The following is an 11,076-nucleotide window of genomic DNA, read 5'->3' on the forward strand; positions in this document are numbered from 1 at the left end:
GTTGCACCGGTCTATGGCAGAACAATCCACGGGGAACGACCAAGCGCTCTATGTCGACTGAAGCTCGTCAGAAGATGATCGAGCGGGTCCGCGGGCTCCTCCGGATGGCGGAGGACCCCGCGGTCACCGATTCCGAGAGCCAGGCGTTCACCGCCAAAGCGGCCGAGCTGATGACCCGGCACGCCATCGCCGAGGCCGAGGCGCGCGCCGAGCGGGGCGAGTCTCCCGAGTCGGTCACCCGGTTCGACTTCCCGGTCTCCGGCGTGGGCGGGCACGGCAAGGCGCGTGTCAAGGCCCTGGCCGGTATCGCCGCCGCCTACGGGTGCCAGTCGGCGGTGCGCGGCAACACCTCGGCCAACACCGAGCGCACGCTGATCATCGTCGGCACCGCGAGCGCCCTCGACGCGCTGCGGGTCCTGCTGCCCTCCATCACCATGCAGATGGAGGCCTCGGCCCGCTTCACGGCGCGCGAGCACATCGCCAACCTGCGCGAGCTGCGCAACTACGACCGCTCCACCCTGTCCACCGAGCGCAGCCGCTTCTACCGGTCCTTCGTGCGCGCCTACGGCTACGCGGTGGCCGAGCGGATCAAGGAGTTCCGCGCCCGGCTGCGCCAGGAGCGCGAGGACGACGGCACCTCGGAGTCGGCATCGGGCGAGTCCGGCGAGCAGGAGGCCGCCTCCTCCCGCGGGGCCGAAGTCGTGCTGCGCACGGACGTCGACCGGGTGCGCGAGGACTTCCAGCGGCGCTTCCCGCAGCTCAAGCCCACGCGGCCGGAGCGCACCCACCACCGGGCCGGCTACCGCGCCGGGTACGTGCGCGGCCGCCGCGCCGAACTCGGTATCGGCACTTCGGTCGGCCAGGGCGGAACCTCGGCTCTGTCCGAAAGGGAGTAAGCGGACGCCTCCGCCCTATCCACATGTCTTCCCCCATTGGGGGAGTCTTGTGGATAACTCTGTGGGTAACTCGGGGAAATCCGACGGGATTCGCCGAGCGGCCAAAAACGCCTGTGGATAAACCATGCGGGCCCAACTTCTCCGTTCCTCTCGGCGGTTGACCGCGGGATGTCCAGCCGTGGCCTTCCGTTCACTTCCGGACTCCGCTCCTGCTCACCGCCCTCCCGGCGCGCGTCCGTAATCGGTGTCCCGGTTGCGTCACATTCGTCCAAGACCGGCGCCCGGCTGCGGGCTAGCGTCGAAAGCGTCCGTTCGGATGAGACCCACTTCGGTGGGACGAAGGATGTGAGAGGCCATGACCGCAGAAGTGGACACACTCGTCTGCTACTTGTGCGTGGACGGCGCCGATGCGGCGATCTCCTTCTACCGCCGCGCGTTCGGCGCCGTCGAGGACGAGCGCTGGACGGGTGAGGACGGCCGCGTCGGCCACGCCCGAATCACCGTCGAAGGCGCGCCGGTCTACCTCGCCGACGAACACCCCGAGCTCGGCCTCCGCGGCCCGCGTGCCGCCGGCGGCACCCCGGTGAGCCTCATGCTCACCGTCGCCGACGCCGACGCCGTGTTCGAGGCGGCGCTCGCCGCCGGTGCGACCGCCGAGCGTCCGGTGGCCGACCATCCCTACGGCATGCGCACGGGATGGCTGCGCGACCCGTTCGGCCACCGGTGGGGGATCAGCTCCCGCGTGGCCGAGGTGTCCGGCGAGGAACTGCGCAAGCGCGTCGGCGACTCCTACACCATCACCTGAGCCGCCGGTTCCCGGCATCCGCGGCGCCGCGTGCGGGCGCCGCGGCCTCCGAAGCGGCGACCGCCTCGGCTGCGGGGGGTGACGTAGGACACGCTTTTGGGGAAGAGTGAAGTAGCACACTCCAGTGTCCGACGAGGGAGTTCACCGGGATGACCGCAGCCACGCTCCTGAGGCCGTTCCAGCGCTACAAGACGGCCCTGCTGCTCACGTACCACGACGACGGCGTCAGGCCGCAGAGCACACCGGTCCGCGTCGTGGTCGAGGACGGCCGCGTCCTCTTCCGCACGTGGGAGGAGTCGGGCGGGGCGCGGCGGCTCGCCCGCAACGCCGGCGCCGACCTGCAGCCGGCCACGTTCAACGGCAAGCCCCGCGGAGGCGCCGTGCGCGGCGAGGTGCGCCCCCTGGACGGCGACGAGGCCAAGCGCGCCTCACTGCTGCTGGCACGGCGCCACCCGATGCTGCAGGGCTGGGCCGTGCCCATGACGAACAAGCTGCTGAAGTACCGCACCCGGCACTACGAGTTCGTCCCGCTGGACCTCAACCACGACATCGAGAACATGGAGGGCTGCCCCGACTGAGCGGCCCTCGCTGACGTGCGCCGCCGGGCCGCGGGCTCCTCCCGCGGCCCGGCGAGGCGGCCGTCCGCGGCCGACCCCGCCCGTGCTCCCGCGAGGGCGGCCGGACGCCGCGTGCGCCGTCAGGACACCCGAAGCGGCATGACCAGGTAGCGGAACTCGGGGGGCTGCGCGTCGTCGCCGGGGACGTCGGAGAGGACGACGGGCTTGGTGGGCTGGGTGAAGTCGATGTGGACGGAGTCGGAGTGCACCGCGCCGAGGCCGTCGAGGAAGTAGTCGGGGGTGAACGCCACCCGGATGGGATCGCCGCTCAGCTCCGCGTCGAGCCGTTCGGCGGCCTGGGCGTCGTCGCCGGATCCGGCCTCCAGCACGACCTCGCCCTCGCTGAACGACAGCCGCAGCGGGGTGTTGCGGTCGGCCACCAGCGCGACGCGCTTGACCGCCTCGATCAGCGGCGCGGTGGCGAGCTTCGCCCGGGCGCCGGACTCCTGCGGGAACCGGGACTCGTACTTGACGAAGTCGCTGTCGATCAGGCGGGTGGTGGTGCGCCGCCCGTTGTTCTCGAAGCCGATCATCCCCTCGCCTCCGGCTCCGCCGGCGGCCGCCGACAGCGCGAGGTCGATGCCGGTGCCGCCGGCCAGCGAGCGGGCGATCTCGTGCAGCGTGCGGGCGGGCACCAGAGCTGAGGTCTCCAACCCGGCGCCCTGCGGCTTCCACCACAGCTCGCGCACGGCGATGCGGTAGCGGTCGGTCGCGGCCAAAGTCAGCGCGTCGCCGGAGAAGGCGAGGTTCACGCCGGTGAGCATCGGCAAGGTGTCGTCGCGGCTGGCGGCCGGGCCGACCTGGCGCACCGCGGCGGCGAAGGAGTCGGCGCTGAGCGAGCCGCTGACCTCGGGCATCGCCGGCAGCGCGGGATAGTCCTCGATCGGCAGGGTGAGCAGGGTGAAGCGCGCGCTGCCGCAGGTGACGAGCACGCGGGCGCCGTCGGCGTGCAGCTCGACCGGGGCGTCGGGGAGGTTGCGCGCGATCTCGCCGAGCAGCCGCCCCGAGACGAGGACGGCGCCGGGGTCCTCGACCGAGACCTCGACCTCGGCCCGCGCGGAGACCTCGTAGTCGAAGCTGGACAGCCGCAGCGCGGAGGAGCCGGCCGCGGTCTCCAGGCGCATGCCCGCCAGCACCGGCATGGAGGGGCGCGTGGGCAGTGCGCGGGCGGTCCACGCCACCGCGTCGGCGAACGAATCCCGGTCGGCTCGGAATCTCACGCTGTCCCCACCTCCGTGTAGACGGTCCGTTCCCGGGCGCCGCGCCGGCGGGCCCTGCCGCCGAGCCGCACCGCGCCTGCGCGCGGGGCGGAGGGCGCAGGCGCCGGGGCCGCTCCCGGACGGCGTCCGGACGTCGCCGACCGGGTGGCCGGCTCGGCCACCGTATCCGTCGGCTGCGACATTCCCGGAGCACGCGCTGCCGCGAACCCGGCCGCGGCCGGCGCGGGGACCCGCGCCGACGGATCGGGTCAGCGCCGACTCGGCTTCAGGGTCCAGGTGACGGTCATGGCGCCGGTGGCCGTTCCGTCCGCGGTGCGCAGCTCGACCTCGACCGCGAACTCCGGCCGACCGCCCGATTCGAGCTCGGCCTCGATCTCCTCGCGGGGCCGGTCCAGGTGCGCCTCGGCGACCACGTCGCCCATCGCGAGCTTGCGGTAATGGATCTCGGCCTTGACCGCCAGCGGCACGGCGCGGTCGAGCAGGTGGCCGAAGGCGCCGGTGACGACCGCCCCGGACGCCGACTCGCCCAGCGTGAACATCGCTCCCGCGTGCGGCCCGCCGACGTGGTTGTGGTTGGCCTCGGTGTCGGGCAGGCGCATGGAGATGCGGTGGTAGTCGACCTCGAGGAACTCCACGCCCAGCGTGCGGGCGAAGGGCACCGCCGCCAGAAAGCCGGACTTGACCATCTCGGCGGTCTCTTCGTTCATGGTTGCCATGACCCAGATATTACTCGCCGGTAACCCGAACGTGTGCGGGGAGACCGGGGTCTCCCGTCCGACGCTCGCTCCGCGCCGGTCGGCCGCCTATTCTGGCCACGCCCGATCAGGTTCGTGATCAGCGCAGAATCGAGGTTCCGCATGCTCCTGGCCGCCGAGGAGACTCCGGCGTTCCTCTCACCGGTGGTGCTGCTGCTGTGTGCGGCCGCCGTGATCGGCTACCTCAGCCTGCGCGTACGCGTCGTCCCCATCGTCGGGTTCCTGCTGGCCGGGGTGGCGATCGGCCCTCACCAGCTGGGGCTCGTGCCCACCACGGAGACCGTCGAGGCGGCGGCCGAGATCGGCGTAATCCTGCTGCTGTTCACCATCGGCATCGAGTTCTCGCTCGGCCGGCTCGCCTCGATCAAACGCTACGTGCTGGTGGGCGGCGGGCTGCAGGCCCTGCTGACGATCGCGGTGGTGGCGGGCCTGGTCATCGCGTTCGGGGCGGGCTGGCGCGCCGGCGTGTTCACCGGTTTCCTCGTCGCGCTGTCCTCCACCGCCATCGTCCTCAAGGTGCTGGCCGCGGCCGGGCGCACCACCGGGCCGCTCGGGCAGGCCTCGATCGCCACGCTGATCTTCCAGGACCTGGCCGTGGTGCTGATGGTGCTGCTCATCCCCCTGCTGGGCGGATCGGGCGAGGGACCGCTGGAGATCGCCCGCGCGCTGGGCACCGCCGCCGCCGTGCTGGTCGTGGTCCTGGTCATCGCCCGCAAGGTCATGCCCCCGCTGCTGGAGCGCGTGGCGCGCGCCTGCTCGCCCGAGGTCTTCCTGCTGACCGTGGTCGCCATCGGCCTGGGCACCGCCTACCTGACCTCGCTGGCCGGGGTCAGCGTCGCGCTGGGCGCGTTCCTGGCCGGACTGGTGGTCAGCGAGTCGCGGCACAGCGCGCACGCCCTGGGCGAGGTGCTGCCGCTGCAGATCCTCTTCAGCGCCACGTTCTTCGTCTCCATCGGCATGCTGCTGGACCTGAGCGTGCTGCTGGAGCTGTGGTGGCTGGTGCTGCTGCTGGCCGTCGCCGTCGTGGCGGTCAAGGCGGCCACCGGCGCGCTGGCGCTGTCGGTGCTGGGCGTGGGCGCCTCCACGGCCGTTGCGGGCGGGCTGCTCCTCGCCCAGATCGGCGAGTTCTCCTTCGTCCTCCAGCGCTCGGGCGCGGAGGCGGGGCTGGCACCGGCCGGGTTGGGCGCCGACGGCGAGCAGGTGCTCATCGCGGTCACGGTGCTGCTGATGACCCTGACACCGGCGCTGGCCGCACTCGGCGACCGCCTCGGCCGATGGGCGGGCGGACGCCGCCGGCCGCGTACCGCGGTGCCCGGGGCGGGCGCCGACCGCGGCCGGGGGGACGGCGGCGGGGACGCGCCGCCCGACGCGCCGGTGCTGATATCGGGCTGGGGCCCGGTGGCCGCCGAGCTCGCCGCCGCCGTGCGCGCCCGCGGCATCCCCGTGGCCGTCACGACGCTGGGGCCCGACCTCGCGGCGGCGGCCGAGGCCGAGGGCTACACCGTTGTCCGCGGCGACCCGCTGCGCCACAACGTCCTCGAAGAGGCGGGCCTGTTCTCGGCCCGCGCGGTCGTCATCGCGGAGAACACCACCGAGGAGAGCGCCCGGATCGCCGCCGTCATCGGCCAGCTCGCACCGGACGCGCCGATCGTGGTGCGGCCGGTCGACTCCCCCGAGCCCGACGTCCTCGCCCCGTCGGGGGCGCGCCGCATCGTCGACACCTCGCGCGCCGTCGCCGCCGACCTGGCCGGGACCCTGCTGGACGAGCTGGGCATCGCCGCACCTCCGACCGGCGACTACCCCGATCCCAATACCCTGTTCGACTTCGCGGCCGACCCCCAGGCCTGCCCGCACGCCTCGCGGATCCGCCCCGTGCTGCCCAGCACGGCCGGGTGCGCCGACTGCCTGCTCGCGGGCGGCAACGACTGGGTGCACCTGCGCATCTGCCTCGGCTGCGGCCACGTTGGCTGCTGCGACTCCTCGCCCAACCGCCACGCGTCGGCGCACGCGACCGCGTCCGACCACCCCCTCGCCGCCGCGGCCGAGGACGGGGAGGACTGGGCGTGGTGCTACCTGGACGGCACGCTGATCGCACGCGAGGAGTAGGCCCTCTCCCGGCGGGACCGGCGCGGCCGCCCGTGCTCCCGCTTCGAGCGTTCGGTCGCCAGTGCCCAGATCGCGAGGAGGACGAGGGCGCAGCCGCCGAGCTGCGTGGCGGTCGGCCGCTCGCCGAGGAACACGGTGCCCAGCGCCACCGCCAGCACCGGCTGGATCACCAGCAGCGCCGCACCGGTGCCCGGTGCGAGCCTGGGCAGGGCGGAACCGATCAGCAGCCACGACAGCACCTGCCCCAGCAGGGCGAGGGCCGCCAGCCAGCCCCACGAGGCGAGCGGCAGCACCAGGTCGACGCCGGTCCAGGCGCCGCCGAGGGCGGCCGCCGCAACGGCGGCGGACAGCGTCGAGACGAAGACGGGCGCGGCGCTGTGGCCGGTCCCGCCCGCCGACCGGGTCAGGAACAGGTACCCGGCGTAGGCGACACCCGCGGCGACACCGCAGAGCGCGCCGGAGACGGGGGAGCCGCCCGGCGCGGCGTCGCCCGCCGCCCCGCTGGCGAAGGCCACTCCGGCCAGCATGGCCGGCGCCGCCAGGGCGAAGCGGGCGGAGGGGCGCACCCCGCTGAAGGCCCACGCCAGCACGGGGAAGACGACCACCTGCACGTTGATCAGCACGGTGGCGATGGAGGCGCCGACGTCGTCGATGCTGCGCGCCCAGAACACGTAGTCCACGCCGAGCAGCAGACCGGCGGCGGCGTCGGCGGCGACGAGCCGGGCCGGGCGGGGCCCGCGTGCGCGGTACTCCGCCGCCGCGAGCGGCAGCAGGGCGACCAGCGCCAGCGCGCAGCGCAGGAACGCCGTCGTCCCGGGGCCCGCACCCGCGAGCTTCGCGAACGCGGCCGAGGTCGAGTTGGCGGCCGCGCCGGACACCGCCGCGACCACCGGGTGGAGGCGGTCGAGCGGTCCGGCGGGCCGACCGGAGCCCGGCGCGGCGGCGGAGTCGGCGGCCGCGTGGTGTGCGGTCCGCGCATGCGCCACCGCAGCCGCCGCCGGACGCGCACCGGGGGCCGTCGGATCGTCGTACCTCTCCATGCCGCCTACTGTGCCGGGAATGAGCGCGAAGCAAAAGCGATCATTTCTACCAGTAACCCGGTAGCATCACTTACGTGTTCAATCTGGAGCGGTTGCGGGTCCTGAACGCGGTCGCCGTACACGGGTCGGTCGCGCAGGGCGCGCAGGCGCTGCACATCACCCCGTCCGGCGTCTCGCAGCATCTGAACAAGCTGGAGCGCGAGACCGGCCACCGGTTGCTGGAGCCCGACGGGCGGGGCGTCCGCCTCACGCACGCGGGCCGCGTGCTGGCCGAGCACGCCGCCAGGGTCGTGGCCCAGACCGGCGCGGCGGAGAACGACCTCGCCGACCTCCGGGCAGAGACGCTCGGGCCGCTGCGCATCGGCAGCGTCGGCAGCGCGGTGCGCACCCTGCTTCCCCGCGCGCTGGCCGAGCTGGCCGGCGCCCATCCGCGGCTCATCCCCTCGGTGCGCGACGGCGAGGTCATCGACATGATGCCGATGCTGCTGCGCGGCGAACTCGACCTGCTGCTGGTGGAGAGCTGGGCCAACCGCCCGGTCTTCCTGCCGCCCGGCCTGTCTGTGCGGCCCCTCGTCGACGAGGAGGTCAGCGCGGCCCTGTCGGACCGCCACCCGCTGGCCGGGCGCGAGCGGATCGGCCTGGCCGAGCTGGAGGGCACCCCGTTCGCGAGCTGCTCGCCGGGCACCGAGCAGCACGAGGCCCTGGTGCAGGCGCTGCGAGGGCGGGGTGTGGAGCCGGATGTGCGCTATCTGCTCGACGAGGTGCCGACCCAGCTGGCGCTGGTGGCCGCGGGCCTGGCCGCGGCGCTCGTCCCGGAGATGGCGCAGTGGCCGGCCCCGCCCGGCGTCCGCTTCGTGCCCCTGGACTCGCCACTGCGGCGCGAGATCGCGGCGGTGTGGCGGGCCGAGTACGAGAGCCCGCCGATCCGCGCCTGCCTGGCCGCCCTGTGCCGTGGCCTGGATGACGGCGGGGAGCACGGCGGGGCCGGCTGAAGCGGGCCCGCGCGGACCGGCGCGACGCGGTAGGCCGCGGAGCTGCGGCCCTCCGGACCGAGTCGGGTGTCTGCGCTATGCTGAGGGCGGCCTGCGTGGCCGCCGCTCATGGAGGGTTCGCATAGTGGCCGAGTGCAGTGCTCTTGAAAAGCACAAGATCCTTAGCGGGATCTCGTGGGTTCAAATCCCACACCCTCCGCGCCGTTGAAGCCCTCCCTCCGGTCCGTCTCCCGCGGTCCGGGGGGAGGGCTTCGTCCGTTCGCGCAATCGCCGGGCCGGCGGGCCGCCCCGCACGGGGCACAGCCGCACGCGCTCCGAGCACGCCGGCGCGTTGTGCGGGACCGCTCCGGCGCGGCCCCGCACACGGGGTCACCGCGGCCAGGCGAAGGCCTCGCCGACGGTGGCGGCCAGTTGCAGGTAGGCGTCGCGGGTGATGGGCGCAAGGCGCTCCAGGTCGACCTCGGCGCCCTCCTCCAGGTGGGCGTCCCACGGCACACGCGCCACAGCACGGCACCGGCTCGCGAAGTGCTGCTCCAGCCGCTCCAGGTCCACGCTGCTCTTGCCGGTGCGCACCATCGACAGCACCACCACCGCGCCGCGCACCAGCGAGCCGTACCGGTGCGCCTCCAGCCAGTCCAGGGTCGCGCTGGCGCTGCGCGCCCCGTCGACCGAGGCTGAGCTGACCAGCACGATCTGGTCGGCCAGGCCGAGCACGCCGCGCATGGCCGAGTGCAGCAGGCCCGTGCCGCAGTCGGTCAGGCAGATGGAGTAGTAGTGCTCCAGCAGCCAGGAGACCTCGCGGTAGTCCTCCTCGCTGAAGGCCTCCGAGACCGCGGGGTCGCGGTCGGACGCCAGGATCTCCAGCCGGCTGTTGGCCTGGGAGGTGAAGGCGCGGATGTCGGCGTAGCGGGAGATCGACTCGCGCTCGTTGAGCAGGTCGCGGATGGTGGCCGCGGTCTCCAGCCGCACCTTGTCCGACAGCGTGCCGCGGTCGGGGTTGGCGTCCACGGCCAGCACCCGGTCGCCGCGCAGCGAGGCGAGCATCGAGCCGAGCGCCACCGTGGTGGTGGTCTTGCCCACCCCGCCCTTCAGGCTCAGCACGGCCACCCGGTGGTGGCCGCCGCCGACCTGCGTGCGCGCCCGCTCGGTGAGCTCGCGGCGGCGCTGCTCGGCCGCCGACTCCCCCACGTCGACCATCCCGAAGGTGGCCGAGTGGAGCATCTTGCGCCACCCCTTGCTCGGCCCCGGCCGCCTGTCGCTGACCAGGTTCTCCGCGCGCAGGTCCTCGGCCGTCTCCGGGTGCCCGCTGTGGCCGGGGAACTGCTGGGGCTGCACGCCGTCCGCGAAGTGGGCGGAGTACTGGAACCCCGTCTGCGGCCCGGACGGCGGCCCGCCCGGGGCCGGGCCCGGCGCGGGACGGTAGCCCTCCGGTGCACCCGGCGGCGGAGGCGCGCCGTACGGGTCGTATCCGGGGCGGGCGTAGGGGTCGCCGGGCTGCTGGACCGGCCGGCCGTAGGCCTCGTAGGGCCGGCTGTAGGGGTCGAAACGACCGCCGTCCGGCGCGCCGGGCGCGTACGGCTGCTGCTGCGCCTGGTGCGGGCCGGCAGGCGGCGGCGCGTTCCACGGCTGCGGGCCCGACGGCGCCGATTCCGGACGCGGGTCACCGGCCGGGGGCGCGGGGCGGCCGCCGGTGTCGGCGCCGCCCGGCCCGCCTGAGTGCTGCGGCGGCCACGCGGGAGGAGCGGTCGGCGGACCGGCCCCGGGGCCCGTGCCCGGTCCGCCGTGCGGGGGCCCGGCGTTCGGCGGCAGCGGCGGGAGCCGCTCGGGAGAGGGGACGTCCCCGCCCGGCGCGGGGTGCCCGTCGGAGGGCGCCGGCCCGCCGGGCGGTTCCGGCGGGCGCACCCGCGGCGGGGTAGCCGGACCGTCGCCGACGAGCGGGGGCTCGCCGGGCGCGGCGTGCGGCCCCGGCGCGCCTTCGGGGGGACGGACGGGCTCGGCCGAGGTCCACTGCGGTCCGTCGCCGGCAGGCGGCTGGCCCCGGCCGGTGGGGTGCGGAGGTTCGGCGGACGACTCGTCCCAGGCGGCGGGGTCGTAGGCCCACGAGCCCGCCGCGGGCTCGCCCTCGTCACGGAAGGGCGGGATCACCTCGGTGGCCTCGCCGGGGCGCGGTCCGGCGCCGTTGCGGTCGGCGGACCCGCCCTCGGGCCGGGAGCCCGGCGGCGGGCTCGGCGCGCGCTCCGGCGGCGCCCACTGCGAGAAGCCGCTGTGGCCGCCGGTCCACGGCGCGCCGCCGGCGCCGTTGCTCCACGGCGGGGCCGACGGCTGCCCCGGCGGCGGGTCGGCGGGTGCCGCCTCCCCCGCAGCAGGGCGGTCGGGCGCGGTTCCCTCGGGCCGCTGGTCCCGTTCCGCGCTCTGCCCCGGCGACCCTGTTGCGGGGCCGACGGTGCCGGCGCCGCCGGACGCGCCGCCGTCGCGCTGTCCGGGCATGCCCGCAGCGTCCGGGGCCTCCGGCGCCGGACGGTCGGAAGCGGGTGCCGCGGGTATCGGCTGCCCGTTGTAGGCGGTCCGCGGCGCCTGGTTCGGGTCCTGCACTGGTCGGCCGGAAGCCGGGGGCTGCTGCGCCGGGCCGGGCGGCGGGGCGGGGT

9 protein-coding genes and 1 tRNA gene are annotated in these 11,076 nt (G+C 74.9%); 6 read left to right on the top strand and 4 right to left on the bottom strand.

Annotation, left to right across the window (positions count from 1 at the left end; genetic code table 11):
* Window positions 1-74 precede the first annotated feature (74 nt).
* The 3 genes from ABD284_RS22285 to ABD284_RS22295 all read left to right on the top strand — a co-directional run bounded on the left by ABD284_RS22285 (window position 75) and on the right by ABD284_RS22295 (window position 2,279).
* Window positions 75-896, top strand: a complete 822-nt coding sequence (locus ABD284_RS22285) for a DUF2786 domain-containing protein (protein WP_386699458.1) — start codon at window positions 75-77, stop codon at window positions 894-896.
* A 355-nt stretch (window positions 897-1,251) separates the two neighbouring features.
* Window positions 1,252-1,701, top strand: coding sequence for a VOC family protein (locus ABD284_RS22290; protein ID WP_344147062.1), 450 nt, complete (start codon window positions 1,252-1,254; stop codon window positions 1,699-1,701).
* A 149-nt stretch (window positions 1,702-1,850) separates the two neighbouring features.
* Complete coding sequence (locus ABD284_RS22295; protein ID WP_344147065.1) at window positions 1,851-2,279, top strand: PPOX class F420-dependent oxidoreductase; 429 nt, start codon at window positions 1,851-1,853, stop codon at window positions 2,277-2,279.
* A 119-nt stretch (window positions 2,280-2,398) separates the two neighbouring features.
* Here the strand turns inward: ABD284_RS22295 and dnaN are convergent, their stop codons facing one another.
* Together dnaN and ABD284_RS22305 are read right to left on the bottom strand one after the other, a co-directional pair.
* Window positions 2,399-3,538 (bottom strand): DNA polymerase III subunit beta, encoded by a 1,140-nt coding sequence (gene dnaN / locus ABD284_RS22300; protein ID WP_344147069.1) that lies wholly within the window; start codon window positions 3,536-3,538, stop codon window positions 2,399-2,401.
* 248 nt (window positions 3,539-3,786) lie between these two features.
* Window positions 3,787-4,254, bottom strand: coding sequence for a DUF4442 domain-containing protein (locus tag ABD284_RS22305; protein WP_344147072.1), 468 nt, complete (start codon window positions 4,252-4,254; stop codon window positions 3,787-3,789).
* A gap of 114 nt (window positions 4,255-4,368) precedes the next feature.
* Between ABD284_RS22305 and ABD284_RS22310 the strand changes: the two genes are divergently transcribed.
* Window positions 4,369-6,399: a cation:proton antiporter domain-containing protein gene (locus ABD284_RS22310; RefSeq protein ID WP_344147075.1), complete on the top strand. Its 2,031-nt coding sequence runs from the start codon at window positions 4,369-4,371 to the stop codon at window positions 6,397-6,399.
* Here the strand turns inward: ABD284_RS22310 and ABD284_RS22315 are convergent.
* Window positions 6,363-7,439 (bottom strand): DMT family transporter, encoded by a 1,077-nt coding sequence (locus ABD284_RS22315; protein ID WP_344147078.1) that lies wholly within the window; start codon window positions 7,437-7,439, stop codon window positions 6,363-6,365. The genes ABD284_RS22310 and ABD284_RS22315 overlap by 37 nt on opposite strands.
* Window positions 7,440-7,513: 74 nt before the next feature.
* Here ABD284_RS22315 and ABD284_RS22320 point away from each other — a divergent pair, with 74 nt between their 5' ends.
* Together ABD284_RS22320 and ABD284_RS22325 are read left to right on the top strand one after the other, a co-directional pair.
* Complete coding sequence (locus ABD284_RS22320; RefSeq protein ID WP_344147081.1) at window positions 7,514-8,431, top strand: LysR family transcriptional regulator; 918 nt, start codon at window positions 7,514-7,516, stop codon at window positions 8,429-8,431.
* Window positions 8,432-8,541: 110 nt separating this feature from the next.
* Window positions 8,542-8,630, top strand: a tRNA-Ser gene (locus ABD284_RS22325).
* 170 nt (window positions 8,631-8,800) lie between these two features.
* Here ABD284_RS22325 and ABD284_RS22330 read toward each other — a convergent pair.
* On the bottom strand, window positions 8,801-10,918 hold the full coding sequence (locus ABD284_RS22330; protein WP_344147084.1) for a nucleotide-binding protein: 2,118 nt from the start codon (window positions 10,916-10,918) through the stop codon (window positions 8,801-8,803).
* Window positions 10,919-11,076: the final 158 nt, after the last annotated feature.

The sequence above is a fragment of the Streptomonospora arabica genome, from assembly GCF_039531585.1.
Lineage (GTDB): Bacteria > Actinomycetota > Actinomycetes > Streptosporangiales > Streptosporangiaceae > Streptomonospora > Streptomonospora halophila.